Genomic DNA, 19,647 nt, shown 5'->3' with positions numbered 1-19,647 from the left:
ATCGGTCTATTTACCGCTCTAATCCAACAGATTCACGCAGGTTTCGTTCCAGTTCGAATGCGAGCTTTTCGCCCTCGTTACCTAGATCACCGCCGGCGGTTAGCGTTGAAAAAAGATTGCCGTTGCTAGAGCGTCGAATGGATGCGCGGATCCACGTTCCATCTGCAGTTTTACGCGAGGCGGTAGAAATATAGGTGTACTCGATGAACTCCTCGAGCTGCGACATGAATCGACGCACATCGTCTTCTACGGTAACGCCGTGCCAAGGTTCGCGGGTGGGATCTACCCAGCGGATGATGAGCATCTGGCTGTTCGCTTCCCACACCGCGTGCTGGATCTCATGCCAGTGGCCAATAAAAGCTACGTGTTCGTCCGTCACCACCACAGGGCCGAGATTCGCCAGAAGTAGCCAGGCTCCGTTCACAAGCTCGATAGCGGGACGCTTGGCGTCCGTCTTCGTTAAGAAGCTCGCGTGCAGTGCGTTTACTAAGGATTTCGGAAGCTTAAATTTCATAGCTGGAGTCATATCCTTCACTGTACGGTAACCACGCATTTGTCTCATCACCTCGTGAGAAGCTGCCCGCGGTGGCCGTCATGATTGGTTTGATTCAGATTCGCCTAGCTGGCATGATTTACCCAGGCCCTGATAGCTCAGTCGGTTAGAGCAGCGGACTCATAATCCGTCGGTCCCGGGTTCGAGCCCCGGTCGGGGCACTTCTGTGCGGGCTTGTCCCGCGCTTATTTTGTTTCGCCAATCTTGTTGTAGAACGGGGCAATTCTTTCGCCTTCCTCACCCGTGTTGTAGAACGGCGCAAATTGCGTGGGTTCGGTTGGTGCCTGCTTTTGCTCCGCAGCTTCGGTAACCCCCGGCGTTGCGGGAACATTCCCAATGCTTACCCACGACGCCAACTGGGCGGTGAGTGCTTCGAACGCAAGCGGATACTGCGCGTCATCCTCGCCAGGCAGGATGAGGTAGGGGCGGTCAACCAAGAACGCCAGGTTAGTGGCAAATAGTTCGTTCTCCGCGCCGCTAAGCCCCGTCTCATCCCCTTCGCTAGCAGGCGTTAAACATGACAGGGTGCGCTGATCCGGCGCTCCAGCGTTGATTGCGCGTTGCGAAAAAGCAACTAGGTCGTCTACTTGCGCGCGGGCCGTTACCTCTGTAGCGGAAGGCCCATCCGCGTCATCGCCGGCCCCGTAATAAGCGATCCACTGCGCAGCGCAGTCCCATTGTGCGGCCACTTCTCCAAGATTCTTGAGGTCGGAGCGGCCTGCTACGTCTTTGCGAGGTTCAGCCTTAGGGGGGGTAAAAGCCGGGAGGGTGGGTTGGACTTCAAGCAGGTTCGCCAATTTGAGGCCATCGGCCAGCCTTCCGGCAGCCACGGAGGCGGCGGCCAGCTGATCGCCTTTGGAGTCGAGTTCGGTGGCGGCTGCGAGATCGGCGGTGGCGGTACCAATGATGAAGTCGGTGAGTTCGGCCCACGTGCTGCTTGCCTGGGGCACGGGATCGGGCAGGGGAGCGCCATCTGGCACATTCTCTCCCCACGGATCCCATAGCCCGCCCAGTAGTTCGCTGCGTTGCTTCGATTTTTCATCCAGTTCTGCGGCAAAATCCATGCATGCCTTGCAGTCCTCGCCTGGTTGCGCGAGGCTGTCGAGTATCGCGGTTTCGTTGCGAACAAGCTGTTGGAACACCTCTTGGGACTCGGGAACGTTCGGTAGTTGCGGTCCGTCTTGCTCGATGTAAACGCCCGTGCAGCCGGTTAGGGACGCGGCGGCGATTGTGGCAGCGAAGATTGGGACTACAATTCGTTTCGAAGCGAGAGCTTGAGTTTTCGTGTCGATCTTCGCGCCAGCCGCGGATTCGTGCGTTATTGAAGGCATGTGTGCATAATAGTCTGATTGAGGGCTCAGGCTCGAACCAGTCCCGCTCTTTAAGGAGAATGATGTCAAAAGCCATCGAGGCTCGGATTGAGGCGCTCGTAGCTCCGATTGTGAGCCGTGCAGATCTGTTCTTGGAATCGGTAACTGTAACTAGGGGTAAGGAACCCTTGGTGCGGGTGACGGTTGACTTGAAGGAGGGCGCGGGGTCGGTGGATGCCGACGACGTGCTCCAGGTCTCGCGTGAAATCTCGGCGGCTATGGACGAGGCCGATCCGATTGAAAGTGCCTACACGCTTGAGGTTTCAACGCCGGGCGCCGAGCGCAAACTCGAAACTGCGCGGCACTTCTCACGCTGCATCGGTCACTTGGTGGAGATCAAAACGCAAGATGGTGAACGCTTAAAAGGTAGAGTGATCGGCTCCGACGATCAAAGTGTGACGCTTAGCATCGCGGGTAAAAAAGGTAAGCCTGAGCGCGAAGAGACCGTAGCTCTTGATAAGATCACGAAGGCGCATTCGCGCGTTGACTTCGGTTCACTAGGTAAGTAGGAGGCTCCCCGTGGAAATCGATATGCGTACACTCCGGGAAGTGGGTGCCTCGCTTGAAATTGATGGCGACACGCTAGTTGCCGCGATTGAGGAAGCCTTGCTGAAGGTTTATCACAAGATGCCCGGGGCAATGGATCAGGCCCGCATTGAGATTGATCAGCGTACCGGCAAGGTTGCCGTGATGGCAACCGAGCTTGATGAGGAAGACAATCCGATCGGCGAGTTTGATGACACTCCTAAGGAGTTTGGGCGCATCGCTACTGCCACCGCTCGTTCAGTGATTGCACAGAGGCTGCGCGAGGCCGAGGATTCGAAGGTGCTCGGCGACTTCCGTAGCCGTACGGGTTCAGTCGTGGTTGGCACCGTGGAGGCGCAGCGCAATCCGGCTTTCGTAATGCTACGCGTGGGCGAGTTTGAGGCTCGTCTTCCCCAGTCCGAACAGGTCCCGGGTGAGGTTTACAACCATGGTGACGTGCTACGCGCTTACGTGGTGGATGTTTCTCGCGGAGAGAAGGGTGCTGCGATCACGGTTTCGCGCACCCACCCCGCCCTGGTTGAGGGCTTGTTTGAGCGCGAGGTTCCAGAGATCCAGCAGGGTCTTGTGCAGATCAAATCCGTTGCGCGCGAGGCCGGTCACCGTACCAAGATCGCGGTTGCGGCCACACGTGAGGGTGTGAACGCTAAGGGTGCTTGCATTGGCCCCATGGGTAGGCGTGTGCGTGCGGTGATGACCGAGTTGCAGGGCGAGAAGATAGATATTGTCGATTACTCTTCTGATCCGGCTCGCTTCGTTGCTAACTCTCTGTCTCCCGCGCGAGTATCTTCGGTCACAATTACCGACCTCGAGGGTAAGAATGCGGAAGTGATTGTGCCTGACTTCCAGTTCTCCCTCGCTATTGGCAGGGAGGGTCAAAATGCGCGTCTTGCCGCGCGTCTGTCCGGCTTCCATATCGACATTCATTCTGATACCGAGGCCGGCCTGGGGGTCGTGACTGGCGACATTTCGCGCCCTGACGTGAGGCAGGGCTCAGAAAATATCGAACCAACGGACTGAAAATAACGATAGGCTTAACAGGAAGCATGCTTATGCGTAGCCGTTTTGCGGATGCACCGCGGCGAACGTGCGTAGGGTGCCGGGAAGTAGCAACTCCTAACGAGTTGCTTCGCTGCGTTTACAGTGAGGCCCTTGGAAGTGTTGTTAGTGACCCGCGCCGGAGCATGCCCGGGCGAGGAGCCTGGATTCATCCTCGGCAATCCTGTCTAGATCGGGCAGTGAAGAAGAAGGCGTTTAACCGCGCGCTTCGTTTGCCTGGGAGCAGAAGCCGTGTTTCCTTCTCGATAGATATTTCCGCTCGAGAAGAAAACCAACCAGCGCGCAGGGAGCGCGTTGTGGACGAGTAAATGGAAGCGGGTTGGAAGCTGATGGGCACCCGATGAGTACCCAGCGATGAGCTGCCAGCAGAAATAGACGTCCGTCCTGTTCGGGGCGGACCTGAACAGGAGAGTTGTGGCAAAATTGCGTGTACACGAGCTCGCGAAAGAGCTCGGAATCACGAGTAAAGAACTTCTTGCGCACTTGAAGGAAAATGGTGAGTTCGTAAAGTCGGCCTCGTCGACTATTGAACCTCCGGTTGTTAGAAGAGTTCGCAAGACCCTTGGCGCTAAGCTCGAATCTGAGCAAAGCAAGGAGCCAGCTAAGGCCGATAAGCCGGCAAAGTCGGCAAAATCGACTAAATCTGCGCCCAAGACTGAAGCCAAGGAAGAAAAGGCTAAGAAGGCTGAGGCAAAGCCCAAGGCTAAGACTTTAAAGACCGAGAAGGTTGAAACGCCGGCGCCAAGTCCGGCAGATGTCATCCCCGGTCCGGCAAAGACCGCTAAGCCGAATGCGAAGAAGGCAACGCCTCAGCCTGCAGAGTCTGAAGCTGAGAAGAAGACAGAAGAGGCAAAGCCTAAGGATGAGGCAACGCCGCGCCCCGGTAATAGTCCGTTCGCTTCGCAGCAGGGAATGCCCCGTCCGGGACCGCGTCCGGGCAATAACCCGTTTGCAACCCAGCAGGGAATGCCCCGTCCGGGACCGCGCCCAGGCAATAACCCATTCGCTTCGCAGCAGGGAATGCCTCGTCCGGGTGGTGGCCGCGGCGCAGACCGCAATGATAAGCCGCAACGCGGTCAGCGGGGCGGACGCAACGCATCCGAGGCGGCTCCGGCACGCGGTGGTAAGAGGCGCGGGCCTCGTCCATCGCCCATGATGATGCCGGGTCATTCCACACTGGGACAGCCGGGCGGAAACAACGCTCCCGAGCGTGGAAACCGTCAAAGCAGGCGTTCTAACCGTTCCGGCTCGCGCCAGTCGCAGGCTCCTAGCTTCGGCCAGCAGCCGCCAATGTTTGCGCCTCCGCGTGGTGGTCGTGGTGGCCGTGGGGCAACGCAGGGCGCATTTGGTCGAGGAACCGGTAAGCGGGGACGCAAGTCGAAGCGCGCGAAGAGGCAAGAGTTCGAACAGCAGAACGCGCCCGTCATTGGCGGCGTGCAGATTCAACGCGGCAACGGCCAGACTATTCGCATCCGTCAGGGTGCCTCGCTTGCCGATCTAGCGGAGAAGATTGATGCGAATCCCGCATCGCTGGTAACCGTTTTGCTTCACCTGGGCGAGATGGCAACCGCAACGCAGTCGCTGGATGAAGACACCTTCACACTTTTGGGTGAAGAGATCGGCTACAAGGTTGAGGTTGTGTCCCCAGAGGATGAGGACCGCGAGCTACTTGAGTCGTTCGACATTGATCTTGAAGCTGAAGAGCTTGACGACGTGGAGCACCTCGCTCCGCGTCCGCCGGTTGTAACCGTCATGGGTCACGTTGACCACGGTAAAACCAAGCTCCTTGACGCCATCCGTCACACGGATGTTGTGGACCGCGAGCACGGTGGCATCACCCAGCACATCGGTGCGTACCAGGTACACGTGAAGCATGACGACACCGATCGTTTGATCACGTTCATTGATACGCCCGGTCACGAGGCTTTCACAGCAATGCGTGCCCGTGGCGCTCAGGTAACGGATATCGCGATCCTGGTTGTCGCAGCCGACGACGGCGTTATGCCGCAGACCGTTGAGGCGATCAACCACGCGCAGGCCGCTGATGTGCCGATCGTTGTGGCGGTAAACAAGGTTGATAAGGATACTGCGAACCCGGATAAGATCCGCCAGCAGCTCACCGAATACAACCTCGTTGCTGAAGAGTATGGCGGCGACGTCATGTTCGTGGATGTATCCGCAAAACAGCGCAAGGGGATTGGCGACCTGCTTGAGGCGGTTCTACTTACCGCTGATGCGGCCCTCAACCTAGAAGCGAATCCGGATACGGATGCTCGCGGTGTATCGATTGAAGCGAACCTTGACCGTGGTCGAGGGGCGGTTGCAACGATGCTGGTTGAGCGTGGAACGCTACGCATTGGTGATGCCGTTGTTGCAGGCTCGTCCTATGGGCGCGTGCGTGCGATGTTTGACGAGTGGGGTAATGAGGTTCAGGAGGCAGGTCCGGCACGTCCGGTTCAGGTTCTTGGCCTAACGTCCGTGCCGCGAGCTGGTGACTCGTTCCTAGTTGCACCGGATGACCGTACGGCGCGTCAGATTGCGGATAAGCGTGAGTCTGCAGAGCGTCAGGCTCAGCTGGCTCGCAGGCGTAAGCGCGTTACGCTTGAGGACTTCGATAAGGTGCTCAAGGAAGGCAAGGTTGACACGCTTAACCTCATCATCAAGGGTGACGTTTCGGGCGCTGTTGAAGCGCTTGAAGATTCGCTACTCAAGATTGATGTGGGTGAAGAGGTCCAGTTGCGCATCATCCACCGCGGTGTTGGTGCGATTACGCAGAACGACGTTAACCTCGCAACGGTTGATGACGCTGTCATTATTGGCTTCAACGTTCGTCCGAATGAGCAGGTTGCAAGCCTGGCCGATGAAGAGGGCGTGGAGATCAAGTACTACACGGTCATCTACCAGGCGCTTGAAGAGATCGAGGCCGCGCTCAAGGGCATGCTGAAGCCGATTTACGAAGAGGTTCAGCTTGGTACTGCCGAGATCTTGCAGGTGTTCAAGTCTGGTAAGTTCGGCAATATTGCTGGTTCGATCGTTCGTAAGGGAATCATCAAGCGCAACACGAGCGCACGGCTCGTCCGTGATGGCGTTGTGGTTGCAGAAGACCTCAAGATCGAATCGCTTCGCCGCGAGAAGGATGACGTCACCGAGGTCCGCGAGGGTTACGAGTGTGGTATCACGCTTGGCCACAAGGACATTCAGGTTGGCGACACCATCGAAACCTGGGAGATGCGCGAGAAACCACGCGACTAACGCCATTTCCAAGTAGTGCCGGCTCCCGCCCAAAAAGGTGGGAGCCGGTTTATTTTGCTAAATTTGAGGCCGGTTCTATTTTTGAGGAGGCCGCAGTGGCTGATATTAATCGCCAACGTAAGGTGGAGGATCGGATTCAGCAGACGGTAGCTCGTTTGCTTGAACGTCGGATTAAGGATCCGCGTTTGGGTTTTGTGACGGTAACTGATGTTCGAGTGACGGGCGATTTGCAGCACGCCACGATTTTTTACACGGTGTTGGGTTCGGCGGACGAGGCGGTGAAGAGTGCAAAGGCACTGGAGTCTGCTAAGGGGCTTATCCGTTCGGAGGTAGGCAAGGCCCTCGGTATCCGCCTTACTCCAACTATTGATTTTCAGGCTGATAGTTTGCCGCAGGCGGCAGCCGATATTGAAGAGGCCCTGCTAAAGGCGCGTAAGGCTGACGAAGAGCTTGCCCGAACCGCTAAGAACGCCAAATATGCTGGCGAAGAGGATCCGTACAAGAGCGCTGAGGAAGAGTGAAACCGCGGCTGGATATGCCTCGCGCCCAGGTAAGCGCGGCTGATGGGCTCCTCATCGTGGACAAGCCCCGGGGCGTAACAAGTCACGACGTGGTTGGGGCGGTGCGCCGCTTGGCAGCAACCCGTAAGGTCGGGCACGCGGGCACTCTTGATCCGATGGCCACGGGCGTCCTCGTACTTGGAATTGGGAAGGCAACCCGTTTACTGACGTTCATTACCGGGGCAGACAAGCAGTATCGCGCGCGCGTGTTGCTTGGCGCAGCAACTGATTCGGATGACGCTGACGGACAGATTATTTCTGCGCAGGGGGCTCGCGATCTGAGCGCCGAGAGGGTTGACGAGGCGCTTGCCTCCATGCGAGGCGAGGTCATGCAGGTGCCGGCTAAGGTATCGGCGATCAAGGTTGGCGGCAAGCGTGCTCACGCTCTGCATCGCGAGGGTAAAACTGTGAAACTACAGGCGCGCCCGGTTGTGATTTCGCGCCTGCAACGCACTTCGGATTTGATGCCAACCCGGCTTAGTGACGGCACACCCGTTTTGGAGTTCGATCTGGTGGTTGAATGTTCCAGCGGCACTTACGTACGGGCGATTGCCCGGGACCTTGGAGAAATACTTGGAACCGGAGCGCATCTAACCGTGCTTAGACGCACCAGGGTGGGGAAGTGGACGCTCGATGATGCTGTCACGTTAGATCGGCTCGCCAGCTTTGTCTCCAACCAGTGCGAAGAGGACCCGCATCCGATTGACGTGCTTTCTTTGACAAAAGCAGCAAGCCAGCAGTTTGAGAGCATCGAACTTACCGAATCCGAGGCCGAGGCGATGCGCCACGGTAACGCGACAAAGGTCGAAGTGCGCACTCCCGACGGACAGATAACTGCTTGCACGTGGAAGGGAGAAGTGCGGGCGCTTTTGAAGAGAAGTGGAAAGAAGTATCAACCTGTGCTTGTATTTTCCACGGACCCACTGTGAAAACTGATGGAGGTAAACCCATGGATAATCCGATGAACGAGCTGGGGCTACGCGACATCTCTGCCGCGGACCAAGAGAAGAAGACCTGCGGATGCGGTGGTAAAGGCCACGGTGGTGGCGGCTGCGGATGCGGTGGTAAAGGTCGCGGTCATGGGCATGGCCACGGTGGTGGACACGGTCATGGTGGCGGTGGTTGCGGATGCGGACGTCGCAAGCAACCAGAACAGGCAAAGTAGTCTAGTTTTCCTACCATTTTGGGGAGTTGGCTTTAACTCATGGTGATGAGTGTGTGGCGTGGTCTTGCACAAGTACCCGAAGGATTGCGCACGGTTGTAACGATCGGAAATTTTGATGGAGTTCATCGCGGCCATCAACAGCTGATTCGCATGTGTGCGGATCTTGCAGGCAAGAAGGACGCGCTCGCAGTGGCTATCACCTTCTTCCCACATCCGGTGCAGGTACACTGTCCGGGGCGTAATCTGAAGCTCATCACTACGCTGGTAGACCGCCTTGACGCGCTTGCCGGGTACGGTATTGATGCAACGCTGGTGCTCGACTACAACGAGGCTCTCTATTCACAAACCCCGCGTGAGTTCATCTCGAACATAAGCAAGGCTCTGGGTGTGCAGGGCATTGTGGTTGGCGAGGATATGAAGTTCGGTGCCGGGAATTCCGGCAGCATCTCAACCCTGCGAAGTCTGAGCGAAGAGTTTGGCTTCGACGTGATAGGGCTTCCCGACATCGTCGATGAGAACGGCACACGCTGGTCTTCATCCTGGGTGCGTGAGCTGTTGCAGGAGGGCGAGGTGGCCGAGGCCGCTCGGGTTCTCGGGCGTCCGCATAGAATTCGAGGCGTTGTGAAGCATGGGCATAAGCGAGGCCGCGAGCTGGGTTTTCCAACTGCAAATCTGGAGGAAGACTGCGATGGCGTGATCCCGGCAGATGGGGTGTATGCTGGCTGGCTTACTCGTCAGGTGGCGGATGCGCCCGCAGGCGTGTTCTTGCCGGCGGCTATCTCGGTGGGCACGAATCCCCAGTTTGATGGGGTTTATCGCACCGTTGAGGTGCACGTGCTAGGCCGTTCGGATTTGAACCTGTATGGCGAGAAGATCGCGGTTTCGTTTGTTAAGCGTTTGCGCGGCATGAAGAAGTTCGATTCAGTTGAAGAACTCCTTGAGCAAATGGATGAGGACATTCGCGAGTCCGCATCCGTTTTGGGTGTAGCGGTTGCGGGCCGGGTGGATCCAAGCGCTGTTACGGCCGGTTAGGTGTCTAATATCACGGCGTAAAAGGCACAGAACCTGAGGCCAACTCCAGATGTCGACCAGGCGCATGGTATCGTAAAGGTTGCCGTGAATCGGCCACGGACGCGTTATGCCCGGGTGAACAGGCCCCGGAGCGCCGTGCAACGAGATTATTAAGGAGAACCCATGGCCCTTTCTAAGGATGTCAAGGAACAGATCATCAAAGAGTACGCAACTCACGAGGGCGACACGGGTTCGCCCGAGGTTCAGATTGCGCTCTTGACGCAGCGTATTCGTGACCTCACTGAGCACTTTAAGACGCACAAGCACGATCACCACTCCCGCCGCGGTCTTATGCTGCTGGTTGGTAAGCGTCGTCGTCTGCTCGGCTACCTAGCCGATGTTGATATTGAGCGTTACCGCGCGCTGATTGCCCGTTTGGGTCTGCGTCGATAGCGTTTGGTGGCCCGACTCCCGCTGGGAGCCGGGCCATCTTTTCCGTATCAGGATATTTTGGCGCGCCTAGCGCCCTACAGTTTGAAGATGGTTGGACTGCCGCTTGGAGCGCGGTCCTCGGTAGTGGCTTCCGGAGATTGTTTTCCGTGGGTCTCAATCGAAGGCCGGTCCGGGGCAGTCTCTAATGAAAAGGAGATTTCCCATGATGGAGGGAGATGACATCACCGCAGTCGAAACCGTGATTGATAACGGTAAGTTCGGCAAGCGCGTGATTCGTTTTGAAACGGGCCGTTTGGCTCGCCAGGCCGCAGGCTCCGCGCTTGCGTACTTGGATGATGAGACCACGATTCTTTCGGCCACGACGGTTGGTAAGCACCCGCGTGACCAGTTTGATTTCTTTCCGTTGACGGTTGACGTGGAGGAGCGCCAGTACGCGGTTGGTCGTATCCCGGGTGGTTTCTTCCGCCGCGAGGGGCGCCCGGGCGAGGAAGCCATTTTGGCTTGTCGTCTGATTGACCGTCCGCTTCGCCCCGCGTTTGTGAAGGGCCTGCGTAACGAGGTTCAGGTTGTAGGTACCGTGCTGGCTGTGAACCCGCAGGATCCGTACGACGTCCTCGCGATCAACGCCGCTTCGCTGTCCACGCAGATTTCGGGTCTACCGTTTTCTGGCCCGATCGGTGGTACGCGCCTGGCTTTGATTGATGGCCAGTGGGTTGCGTTCCCGCGCTATTCCGAGATGGAACGTTCCACTTTCAACATTGTGGTTGCAGGCCGCGTTGTTGACGGCGATGTTGCGATCATGATGGTTGAGGCCGGTGGCGGCGACTCGATGATTGACCTCATCGAAAATGGTGGCACTACTCCGACGGAAGATGTTGTTGCTGACGGCCTTGAGGCCGCGAAGCCGGTCATCCGCCAGCTGTGTGAGGCCCAGCTTGAGATCGCGCAGAAGGCCGGTAAGGAAACCGTTGAGTTCCCGCTGTTCCTCGACTATCAGGATGAGCACTACGATGCTGTGAAGGCCACTGTTGAGTCTGATCTGTCCGAGGCTCTCACGATTGCAGAGAAGCTTAAGCGCGAGGATCGCATCGACGAGATCCAACAGAAGATGCTTGAGGACCTTGCAGAGAAGTTCGAAGAAGAGGAAGAGAAGGATCTAAAGGCCGCCTTCCGCGCGATTGAGAAGGAGCTCATGCGTGACCGCGTGCTCCGTCACGGTCAGCGTATTGATGGACGTACTCCAACGGAGATTCGTTCGCTTGCAGCCGAGGTGGAGGTGCTTCCGCGCGTTCACGGTTCGGCTCTGTTCCAGCGTGGTGAAACCCAGATTATGGGCGTTACCACGTTGAACATGCTCCGCATGGAGCAGCAGCTGGACAACCTGTCACCGCTACAGTCCAAGCGCTACATTCACCACTACAACTTCCCGCCGTACTCCACGGGTGAGACGGGCCGTGTAGGCTCACCGAAGCGCCGCGAGATCGGTCACGGTGCGCTTGCGGAGCGCGCCCTCGTTCCGGTTATTCCAAAGCGTGCGGATTTCCCGTACGCGATCCGTCAGGTGTCGGAGGCGCTCGGCTCGAACGGCTCGACCTCGATGGGTTCGGTTTGCGCGTCCACGCTGTCGCTCCTGCAGGCCGGTGTGCCGTTGCGCGCCCCGGTTGCGGGTATCGCAATGGGCCTCATTACCGGTGAGGTAGATGGTGAGCAGAAGGCCGTTACGCTAACCGACATCCTCGGTATTGAGGATGGCTTTGGCGACATGGACTTCAAGGTGACGGGTACTCGCGACTACATCACGGCTCTGCAGCTTGATACCAAGCTTGATGGCATCGATTCGCAGGTGCTCAAGGAAGCATTGGCGCAGGCTCGTGAGGCCCGTTTCGTGATCCTTGATCTCATCAACCAGGCTATTTCTGAGCCGGATGAGATGTCGCCGTTTGCACCACGCATTATTTCGGTTCAGGTTCCGGTTGAGAAGATCGGCGAGGTCATTGGCCCGAAGGGCAAGATGATTAACCAGATTCAGGAAGACACCGGTGCGGACCTCACCATTGAGGACGACGGCACGGTTTACATTGGCGCCGAGACCGGCGAGGCTGCAAATGCGGCTCGTGACATGGTCAATGCCATTGCAAACCCGCAGCTTCCAGAAGTTGGCGAGCGTTACGTCGGTACGGTCGTTAAGACTACTTCGTTTGGTGCGTTCGTTTCGCTCACCCCGGGCAAGGACGGCCTGCTCCACATCAGCCAGGTTCGTCGCCTCGTAGGTGGCAAGCGCATTGACTCGGTTGATGACGTACTTTCGGTTGGCCAGCAGATTGAGGTTGAAATCGCTGAGGTTGATGATCGCGGCAAGCTTTCGCTACACGCGGTTATTGAAGGCGAAGCGGCTGAGACTGCTAATGAGGCCGAGGAAGATGGCGAACAGCGCGAAGAGAAGCGCTCGGAGCGCCGCCGCTCGAACAACAACCGTCGTCGCCCCCGCACGCGTACGCGTAAGGGCCAGGACGACTAATAGCGTCTAGCGAAGCGCGGGGAGTGCTGTTGCATTCCCCGCGCTTTGTTTATGCCTCTTTTTATTCCCTATATGATTGGGTTTGTTGTCTTGTTTGGGAGGGCGAAATGCGCCGCTATACAGATTTGTTCGTGATGCTTGCACTGCTGGTACTTGATTTCTTGATTGCGGTGATCATGTGGAACACCGTGGATGATGCGTTGAATCCTGGTTCGACATCGCTGGCGTACATGATCATGAGCCTAACGTTGATTGCAATTCCAGGTATAGCAATGGCCGCTGGGCTGGCTCTTGGAAGGGCCACGTGGAATTTGGCGCCACGCTCGTTCTATTTGGTGGTGCTGGTGGGCGCGGGTCTTGCAGCAGGCCTAACTTGGGTCGCCTCGTTGGCACTGGCAGGCGCAGATGTGGTGGTTTCTCTTGGCAACGCAGTTTTTGCGATGGTGGTACTGGCGGTCGCATCTTTGGTTGGCTTGATCTTGGGACTAACGGGGGCAGTTCCAACCGCGAAGGTGCTGGGCGCGTCGCTGAAAGAGTCCACTAAGAGTAACGGGACTGCGAGCTCGGTTGCGAAAACGCCTGCAGCTTCCCCGAATCACAAGGTCGATGACCCGGTAGGTCCAAATGAGGGCGGCGCCGCGCCGCGCATGCAAACTCCGGGAACAGCCGCGAGCGCCTCGCCGCGCAAGGTGATTGGCGGGGATGACGAGGCCGTCGATCCAGGCGAGGACAATCCGGGCCTGTAGACGTTGAAGTAGTAGTTGTAATAGTTGGATAGGATTTCGCGGGTGCTTGAGGTTTCTGATCTTCCGCTGGTTTCTTCTGCTGATGAGCGCGCAGCGATCACGTTGCTTGATGATGAAACTTTGATTCAGCGAACTATTTTGCCTGGCGGTGTTCGGGTTTTGTCGCAGCACGTGCCGGCGCAGCGTTCCGTTTCGCTGTCTGCGTGGTGTCCGGTGGGCTCTCGTGATGAGCAGCCTGCGCAGGCTGGTTCTACGCATTTCTTGGAGCACCTGCTATTCAAGGGTACCCCCACGCGCTCGGCGCAGGATATTGCGAACGCGTTTGACGAGGTGGGGGGCGAGTCCAACGCGGCGACAACGAAGGAATACACGTACTACTGGGCGCGGACACTGGCTGAGGATTTGCCGATGTCTGTGACAGTTCTGATGGACATGATGTCCTCATCATTGCTGGACGAGGCCGAGTTTGAGCGCGAGCGGGGCGTGATTCTAGACGAACTCGCTATGGGTAATGATGATCCGGTGGAGATCGTGCATGAGAATTTTGCGCAGGCGATTTATGGCGATCACCCTCTGGGCCGTCCCATAGGTGGATCGATTGAGACAGTTTCGGCTGCCCAGCGTGATGCCGTGGTGGGTTATTATCATGAGAAATACAGGCCGTCCTCGCTTGTGATCGTTGCGGCGGGAGCTGTGGATCACGCGGAGCTGTGCGAACTGGTTGATGGAGCGCTAGCTGGGGCGGGCTGGGATTTGGATCCGGCCGTGGTGCCGGTATCTACGCGCATCGGCAATCAGCCGGCACCGGTTTTTGATGGTCGTGAGGTCCAAAAGGAAAAGCCGGGGGAGCAGGCTCACGTTCTTCTGGGAGGCCGCTCAATTACCGCTAATGATGATCGCCGCCCGGCGATGGCCGTGCTACTGAGCATTTTGGGCGGGTCGATGTCCAGCCGCCTGTTCCAAGAGATCCGCGAGCGTCGCGGGCTTGCCTACACGACTTATGCGTTTGACACGGCGTACGTCGATTACGGCCATTTTGGGATGTATGCGGGATGCGCGCCAAAAAATGTGGATTTAGTTGAACAGCTGATGCGTGAGCAGCTGGTGGATCTTGCCACTGCCGGCCCAACTGATGCAGAGCTTGCCCGAGTGAAGGGCCAGTTGCGCGGGGCTATGGCACTTGGATTGGAAGACTCTGGTGCTCGCATGGCGCGTTTAGGGCGCGCAGAGGTGGTTCACGGCAGATTCATCCCGCTGGAGCTCACCCTGTCTCGCATCAATGCGATCACGAGCGGAGATGTGGCTGATCTGGCTCAGTTCTTGCTGGATCAGCCCGCGTGCAGATCGGTTGTGATGCCCATTTAGTGACCTGTGGTCGAGGAAGTTTGGGCGCAAAGATAGGGTGTTGTCATGGTTAAAGTTGCGGTGATTGGTGCAAAGGGCCGGATGGGCTCTACTGTGTGTGCGGCGGTTCAGGCTGCCTCCGATTTGGAAGTTGTTGCCCGGCTTGATGCGGGTGATGCGATAAATGAGCAGTCGTTGGCTGGTGCCAGTGTCGCCGTTGTGTTTACGGTTCCGAGCGTGAAGTTGCAAAACGTTCTTGACTTGTTGGCTGCGGGTGTTCATGCGGTGGTGGGCACGTCTGGTTGGACCGATGACGAGCTAGACCAGGTGCGTGCGGCTCAGCAGACGAGCTGCGCGAACGTGTTTATTGCCCCGAACTTCGCATTGTCGGCGGTGCTGGCGATGGAGTTTGCCGCCAAGGCAGCGCCCCTGTTTGAGTCCGTTGAGATTGTGGAGATGCATCACCCGAATAAGGTAGACGCTCCCTCTGGTACTGCGGTTGCAACCGCGCAGAAGATTTCGCAGGCGAGGAAGCAGGCGGGCTGCGAGCCAATGCCAGATGCGACGGAAACTGACCCGCAGGGTGCGCGCGGCTCGCGCTACAGTGGCGTGCCGGTGCACGCTTTGCGTTTGCGAGGAATGACGGCAACTGAAGAGGTCCTGCTGGGCAATCCCGGTGAAGTGCTAACGATTAGAACCGACTCTTTTGACCGTGAGTCATTCATGCCGGGCGTGTTGTTGGCGGTGCGTAAGATTGCCGATACCCCGGGCGTAACGGTTGGCCTGGAACATTTGCTTGACCTGTAGATTGGGTACGAATTTTGGATAGGTTTCACCACAAGAGCACGCTCAATGCGGACCGGTCGGTGCGTCCAAGCACTGTGGACGACGCGCCTGCTATTGCACGCATCCAGGCTGAAGGGATGCTGGAGTCGTTAGCGCAGGGCGTTGATGGGAAGCTCGATCCCCAGATTAGGGCTACGTTGGATGAGGGAGCAATGGCGGCCTCATGGCAGGAGTCGATAGCGTCTCCTCCCGCGCCCGGATTTAGGATCCTCACGGCGCTGGATGCCCATCTCGTGGCCGGTTTTGCAGCGGCTGTACCTGCCGAGCCTGTGCCGGGTGTAGAGGGCTTGGATGAGCCGGGCACAGAGATCATAGCGCTGGAGGTAGATCCTGGGCATAGGGGAGAGGGCCATAGGTCGAGGCTCTTGGCGGCGCTTTCAGATTTGGCACAAGACGGTGGTGCGAAGAATATCCGCGTGTGGATTGTGGCCGGAGATTGCCAGAAGATTCGTTTGTTCCAGGAGGCCGGTTTTGGGCCGGCCGGCATTTTGCGCAAGCTGGAGGTTGGTCCACACCGCGTGGTTGAACACCTGTGGTGGGCAAAGTTTTAGCCAAAAATTGTAATCTTTGGTTCAAGTAGCGGACACCTGCTGGCTTTCGAAACCGCGATGGCTAGCATGGCATCATGAGCGAAGTTAAGCACCCGATTGGTCAGCAGTCCGTAGCGATGGTTACGCCGTTCCACGAGGACGGCTCTTTGGATGTCGAATCCACGCAGCGCCTGGCAAAACACTTGGTTGATTCGGGCACCGACTGTGTTCTCATTTCCGGTACTACCGGCGAGGCCCCCACAACGTATCAGCCGGAGAAAAATGAGCTGACTGACGCGGTTGTTGAGGCCGTGGGTGAGCGCGCATTTGTGCTTGCAGGTGCGGGCTCAAATGATACGGCTCACGCGGTGCGTATGGCGGTGAATGCGCAGGAACACGGTGCGGATGGACTGTTGGTGGTTTCCCCGTACTACAACCGTCCGTCGCAGAGGGGTTTGCGCGCACACGTTGATGTAATCCTTAGCGAAACTACGCTGCCCGTGGTCCTCTATGACATTCCGGGGCGCACAGGCCTCGCGTTTTCAGATGAAACGCTGGACTACTTTGCAGGCAATGAACGTATCGTCGCGGTGAAGGATGCCACCGGTAAGCCGGAGCAAGCGATTAGGCGGATGAACCGCACTGGGATCGCCTACTATTCGGGTGATGACGGCTTGAACTGTATGTTGATGGCACAGGGCGCTTCGGGCATTATTTCGGTGGTTGGCCACGTTGCAGGTGCTTTCTTTAGGCAACAGATTGATGCAATTAACGAGGGCGATATTGATACGGCAAGGAACATTCAACGCTTGCTGACGCCGCTCATTGATTCGATTATGGGTGGGGGTCAGGGAGCCGTGATGGCGAAGGCCGCGGTGCACATGATGGGAATCATTGAGAGTGATCGCCTGCGTTTGCCGCTCGTCCCGGCCTTGGATGAAGAACTGGACCACATGCGTCGTGCGATGGAGGATCTGGAGCTTTTGTGAGTAGATAGCCGCCTCGGCTAACTCGTGGCACAATTGAGGCATGATGTCTTTATACGATGCTCTGCCGAAGCCTCCGAATCTCGAACCTGATACTTTGCGCGTTGTTCCTTTGGGAGGGCTGAAGGACATCGGCCGTAATATGACGGTTTTTGAGCTGAACGGGCAGCTCCTGATCGTTGATTGCGGTGTGCTGTTTCCCGAAGAGCTCCAGCCTGGCGTGGATCTGATTTTGCCGGACTTCAGCTACATTGAGGATCGCCTGGATGACGTTGTGGGGATGGTGCTAACTCACGGGCATGAGGACCACATTGGAGCGGTTCCGTACCTGCTTAAGCTACGCAACGATATTCCAGTTTACGGCTCTGAACTTACCCTTGCTTTTGTGCAGCCTAAGTTGGATGAGCATCGCATTGAGGGCTTTGATTTGAACGTGGTTGCTGAGGGCGATCGCGTCCAGCTCGGCGGATTCGATCTTGAGTTTGTGTCGGTTACGCACTCGATTCCAGACGCCCTCGCGGTGTTCATCCGCACAGCCGCAGGAACCGCCTTGATTACCGGCGATTTCAAGATGGATCAGCTTCCTCTTGACGGCCGTTTGACGGATTTGCGCGCATTTGCCCGATTTGGCGAGGAAGGCGTGGACCTGTTCCTGGTTGATTCAACCAACGCGGAGGTTCCCGGTTTTGTAACTCCAGAGCGTGAGATTGGCCCGGTTTTAGAAGATGTTTTCCTGCACGCCACGGGGCAGATTGTGGTGGCCTCGTTTGCGTCTCACGTGCATCGCGTGCAGCAGGTGTTTGACGCCGCCGTGATGACGGGCCGCAAGGTCGCGCTGATCGGGCGGAGCATGGAACGCAACATGCGGATCGCCTCGGAACTTGGGTTCTTGGATATTCCCGATGATGTGATAGTCACCAGCAAGCAGATTGCACAGCTTGAACCGCAGCAGCGGGTGTATATGGCTACGGGATCGCAGGGTGAGCCGATGGCGGCCCTGGGGCGGATTGCTCGTGGAACGCACCGGTTTGTTGAGGTAGGTCCTGGCGATACGGTGGTGTTTGCCTCCTCGCTTATTCCGGGTAATGAGAATTCTGTTTACCGCGTGATCAATGGGCTTACCAGGCTGGGCGCAAAGGTGGTGCACCAGGCAAACGCTAAGGTGCACGTGTCGGGCCACGCTGCTGCAGGTGAGCTCCTCTACTGCTACAACATCATTCAACCGAAGAACGTTATGCCGATCCACGGCGAGGTCCGCCACCTGGTTGCCAATGGGGCACTAGCGGTAAAAACCGGTGTGCCGGCCAGCAACGTGATGCTGGCCGAGGATGGCGTGGTGGTTGACCTGAAAGATGTGGAAGCCAGCGTGGTTGGAGCTATCCCTTGCTCCTACATTTACGTGGATGGGCGTAGTGTGGGCGACCTGGACGAGTCGGAGCTACAAGATCGCCGCGTCCTCGGTTCTGAAGGTTTCATTTCAATCTACGCGGTTGTGGATCTGGAACACGAAATGATTTTGTCCGGCCCAACTATCAAATCGGTGGGCATGGCCGAAGAAGATTCCGTGTTTGAGGAGATCGAACAGGACGTTAGGGATGCGCTGGCTAGGGCGCTCGAAGATCCTGAGGCGGACACGTACTCGTGCCAGCAGGCCATGCGCCGCGTGATTGGCCGCTGGGTGGGTCGCAAGTTGCGTAGGCGCCCAATGATTGTCCCCGTCGTAGTAGAACAGTAGGAGGAGAGTTGGCGCGCTTTTTATCAACTGAGCCGGTGGTTTTGAACCTGCCGATTGTTATTGAGAAACTCCCTGAACGCGGCTCCATGATCCCCGCGCGTTCCGTGCTCTCCAGTCCAGGTGGAGGCTACCTGGGCATGGTTGCGGTGGCGAACATGGGAGTTGCTACAGGCATGTTGTCAATGCTTGGCACAGGCCCGAACTCCTACATGATCCGTAAAGATCTTGAAGAAAATGGGGTTCAGATTCTGACCAGCGAGGTGATGGGTGACATTGGCGTGTCAATCCAGCTGGTTGAGGATGAGGGCGACAATACCGTTATAGTCTCCGCAGGCGTTGAATCTGACTTGCTGCTGGACCAGATTGAGCAGATCGAGCTGGAGGACGGGGACGTCCTTTTGGTGCACGGATCGGTGATCAGCAGCGGCGAGACCGGACGGCGTTTTGCAAACTGGGTGAACAGTATTGATCCGAAGGTAAAAGTGGTGCTGGCGCCCTCACCAATGATCGATACGATTGAGCCGCATTTGTGGCAGCCGTTGCTTCAGCGAGCTGACGTTTTGACCATGAACTTGCGCGAATCTGGCCTCCTGCCACGTATCTTGAAGCAAGTTGATCCGGCGCGCATGCTGGAAGACTACTTGAAGCCGGATTGTGTTCAAGTCACGCGAATGGGATCGCTCGGTTGTCAATATCGCGAGGGCGTGACGGGTCAGCTGAAACAGGTACCGGCATACGCAACGCAGGCGGTGGATACCTCCGGTGTTGGTAACGTGCACATCGCAGTGATGTGCGGCGCTTTGGTACGCGGCCAGGACATGCACCGAGCACTATCAATGGCAAACGCCGCTGGTGCCGTGATGGTCTCGCACGCCTACGCCTTCCCTGTGCCAACAATGCGTGAGATTGCCGACGTCATGACGTTTGGTGGGGATAACGGCGGCGAGTCGTCATAGCAAAAACCGTCGTTGCGATA

General features: G+C 57.4%; 19 protein-coding genes and 1 tRNA gene. 18 read left to right on the top strand and 2 right to left on the bottom strand.

What is annotated here, in order from left to right; translation table 11 throughout:
- Positions 1–10 precede the first annotated feature (10 nt).
- A complete protein-coding gene (locus tag HMPREF1628_RS03760; protein ID WP_156956867.1) occupies positions 11–514 on the bottom strand; it encodes a hypothetical protein in 504 nt (167 codons plus the stop codon).
- A gap of 126 nt (positions 515–640) precedes the next feature.
- Between HMPREF1628_RS03760 and HMPREF1628_RS03755 the strand changes: the two genes are divergently transcribed.
- Positions 641–714: transfer RNA gene (locus HMPREF1628_RS03755), tRNA-Ile, on the top strand.
- A 24-nt stretch (positions 715–738) separates the two neighbouring features.
- On the opposite strand, the gene HMPREF1628_RS03750 is transcribed toward HMPREF1628_RS03755, so the two are convergent.
- Positions 739–1,884 (bottom strand): hypothetical protein, encoded by a 1,146-nt coding sequence (locus tag HMPREF1628_RS03750; protein WP_034508043.1) that lies wholly within the window; start codon positions 1,882–1,884, stop codon positions 739–741.
- A 62-nt stretch (positions 1,885–1,946) separates the two neighbouring features.
- Here HMPREF1628_RS03750 and rimP point away from each other — a divergent pair, with 62 nt between their 5' ends.
- The 17 genes from rimP (at position 1,947) to HMPREF1628_RS03670 (ending at position 19,627) form a co-directional block, all read left to right on the top strand.
- Complete coding sequence (rimP, locus tag HMPREF1628_RS03745) at positions 1,947–2,432, top strand: ribosome maturation factor RimP (protein ID WP_052038845.1); 486 nt, start codon at positions 1,947–1,949, stop codon at positions 2,430–2,432.
- Between the two features lie 10 nt (positions 2,433–2,442).
- Complete coding sequence (gene nusA / locus HMPREF1628_RS03740) at positions 2,443–3,486, top strand: transcription termination factor NusA (RefSeq protein ID WP_034508037.1); 1,044 nt, start codon at positions 2,443–2,445, stop codon at positions 3,484–3,486.
- 26 nt (positions 3,487–3,512) lie between these two features.
- Positions 3,513–3,833: a YlxR family protein gene (locus HMPREF1628_RS09280; RefSeq protein WP_083309296.1), complete on the top strand. Its 321-nt coding sequence runs from the start codon at positions 3,513–3,515 to the stop codon at positions 3,831–3,833.
- A gap of 106 nt (positions 3,834–3,939) precedes the next feature.
- Entirely contained in the window at positions 3,940–6,777 is a 2,838-nt protein-coding gene (gene infB / locus HMPREF1628_RS03735) for a translation initiation factor IF-2 (RefSeq protein WP_198030394.1), read from the top strand.
- Between the two features lie 95 nt (positions 6,778–6,872).
- A complete protein-coding gene (gene rbfA / locus HMPREF1628_RS03730; RefSeq protein WP_034508034.1) occupies positions 6,873–7,298 on the top strand; it encodes a 30S ribosome-binding factor RbfA in 426 nt (141 codons plus the stop codon).
- Positions 7,295–8,266, top strand: coding sequence for a tRNA pseudouridine(55) synthase TruB (truB, locus tag HMPREF1628_RS03725; protein ID WP_052038844.1), 972 nt, complete (start codon positions 7,295–7,297; stop codon positions 8,264–8,266). Before rbfA ends, truB begins: the two co-directional genes overlap by 4 nt.
- A gap of 20 nt (positions 8,267–8,286) precedes the next feature.
- A complete protein-coding gene (locus HMPREF1628_RS08820; protein WP_084703195.1) occupies positions 8,287–8,502 on the top strand; it encodes a hypothetical protein in 216 nt (71 codons plus the stop codon).
- 45 nt (positions 8,503–8,547) lie between these two features.
- Positions 8,548–9,534: a bifunctional riboflavin kinase/FAD synthetase gene (locus HMPREF1628_RS03715; protein WP_034508192.1), complete on the top strand. Its 987-nt coding sequence runs from the start codon at positions 8,548–8,550 to the stop codon at positions 9,532–9,534.
- Positions 9,535–9,696: 162 nt separating this feature from the next.
- The gene (gene rpsO, locus HMPREF1628_RS03710) at positions 9,697–9,966 is read left to right on the top strand and encodes a 30S ribosomal protein S15 (protein ID WP_034508030.1); all 270 of its coding nucleotides are present in this window, start codon (positions 9,697–9,699) and stop codon (positions 9,964–9,966) included.
- A 202-nt stretch (positions 9,967–10,168) separates the two neighbouring features.
- Positions 10,169–12,484 (top strand): polyribonucleotide nucleotidyltransferase, encoded by a 2,316-nt coding sequence (locus HMPREF1628_RS03705; protein WP_034508027.1) that lies wholly within the window; start codon positions 10,169–10,171, stop codon positions 12,482–12,484.
- A gap of 107 nt (positions 12,485–12,591) precedes the next feature.
- Complete coding sequence (locus tag HMPREF1628_RS03700; RefSeq protein WP_034508024.1) at positions 12,592–13,230, top strand: hypothetical protein; 639 nt, start codon at positions 12,592–12,594, stop codon at positions 13,228–13,230.
- 42 nt (positions 13,231–13,272) lie between these two features.
- Positions 13,273–14,595 (top strand): M16 family metallopeptidase, encoded by a 1,323-nt coding sequence (locus tag HMPREF1628_RS03695; protein WP_052038843.1) that lies wholly within the window; start codon positions 13,273–13,275, stop codon positions 14,593–14,595.
- 45 nt (positions 14,596–14,640) lie between these two features.
- Positions 14,641–15,381 carry a 4-hydroxy-tetrahydrodipicolinate reductase gene (gene dapB / locus HMPREF1628_RS03690; protein ID WP_034508021.1) on the top strand — a complete coding sequence of 247 codons (741 nt, stop codon included), beginning with the start codon at positions 14,641–14,643 and terminating at the stop codon, positions 15,379–15,381.
- A gap of 14 nt (positions 15,382–15,395) precedes the next feature.
- Positions 15,396–15,971 (top strand): GNAT family N-acetyltransferase, encoded by a 576-nt coding sequence (locus HMPREF1628_RS03685; protein WP_034508019.1) that lies wholly within the window; start codon positions 15,396–15,398, stop codon positions 15,969–15,971.
- A gap of 74 nt (positions 15,972–16,045) precedes the next feature.
- Positions 16,046–16,939 carry a 4-hydroxy-tetrahydrodipicolinate synthase gene (gene dapA / locus HMPREF1628_RS03680; protein WP_034508017.1) on the top strand — a complete coding sequence of 298 codons (894 nt, stop codon included), beginning with the start codon at positions 16,046–16,048 and terminating at the stop codon, positions 16,937–16,939.
- A 40-nt stretch (positions 16,940–16,979) separates the two neighbouring features.
- Positions 16,980–18,671, top strand: coding sequence for a ribonuclease J (locus HMPREF1628_RS03675; protein ID WP_034508015.1), 1,692 nt, complete (start codon positions 16,980–16,982; stop codon positions 18,669–18,671).
- Between the two features lie 8 nt (positions 18,672–18,679).
- Positions 18,680–19,627, top strand: coding sequence for a PfkB family carbohydrate kinase (locus tag HMPREF1628_RS03670; RefSeq protein WP_052038841.1), 948 nt, complete (start codon positions 18,680–18,682; stop codon positions 19,625–19,627).
- Positions 19,628–19,647: the final 20 nt, after the last annotated feature.

It is taken from the genome of Actinomyces sp. S4-C9 (assembly GCF_000758775.1).
Lineage (GTDB): Bacteria > Actinomycetota > Actinomycetes > Actinomycetales > Actinomycetaceae > Gleimia > Gleimia europaea.
The sequence above is the reverse complement of the archived record's forward strand: the minus strand, read 5'-3'. Positions and strand labels throughout refer to the sequence as shown.

Coding starts and splice junctions, on each gene's coding strand:
- HMPREF1628_RS03760 (WP_156956867.1), bottom strand. CDS start 514: ATGAAATTTAAGCTTCCGAAATCCTTAGTAAACGCACTGCACGCGAGC.
- HMPREF1628_RS03750 (WP_034508043.1), bottom strand. CDS start 1,884: ATGCCTTCAATAACGCACGAATCCGCGGCTGGCGCGAAGATCGACACG.
- rimP (WP_052038845.1), top strand. CDS start 1,947: ATGTCAAAAGCCATCGAGGCTCGGATTGAGGCGCTCGTAGCTCCGATT.
- HMPREF1628_RS09280 (WP_083309296.1), top strand. CDS start 3,513: ATGCTTATGCGTAGCCGTTTTGCGGATGCACCGCGGCGAACGTGCGTA.
- HMPREF1628_RS08820 (WP_084703195.1), top strand. CDS start 8,287: ATGGATAATCCGATGAACGAGCTGGGGCTACGCGACATCTCTGCCGCG.
- HMPREF1628_RS03715 (WP_034508192.1), top strand. CDS start 8,548: ATGAGTGTGTGGCGTGGTCTTGCACAAGTACCCGAAGGATTGCGCACG.
- rpsO (WP_034508030.1), top strand. CDS start 9,697: ATGGCCCTTTCTAAGGATGTCAAGGAACAGATCATCAAAGAGTACGCA.
- HMPREF1628_RS03705 (WP_034508027.1), top strand. CDS start 10,169: ATGATGGAGGGAGATGACATCACCGCAGTCGAAACCGTGATTGATAAC.
- HMPREF1628_RS03700 (WP_034508024.1), top strand. CDS start 12,592: ATGCGCCGCTATACAGATTTGTTCGTGATGCTTGCACTGCTGGTACTT.
- dapB (WP_034508021.1), top strand. CDS start 14,641: ATGGTTAAAGTTGCGGTGATTGGTGCAAAGGGCCGGATGGGCTCTACT.
- dapA (WP_034508017.1), top strand. CDS start 16,046: ATGAGCGAAGTTAAGCACCCGATTGGTCAGCAGTCCGTAGCGATGGTT.
- HMPREF1628_RS03675 (WP_034508015.1), top strand. CDS start 16,980: ATGATGTCTTTATACGATGCTCTGCCGAAGCCTCCGAATCTCGAACCT.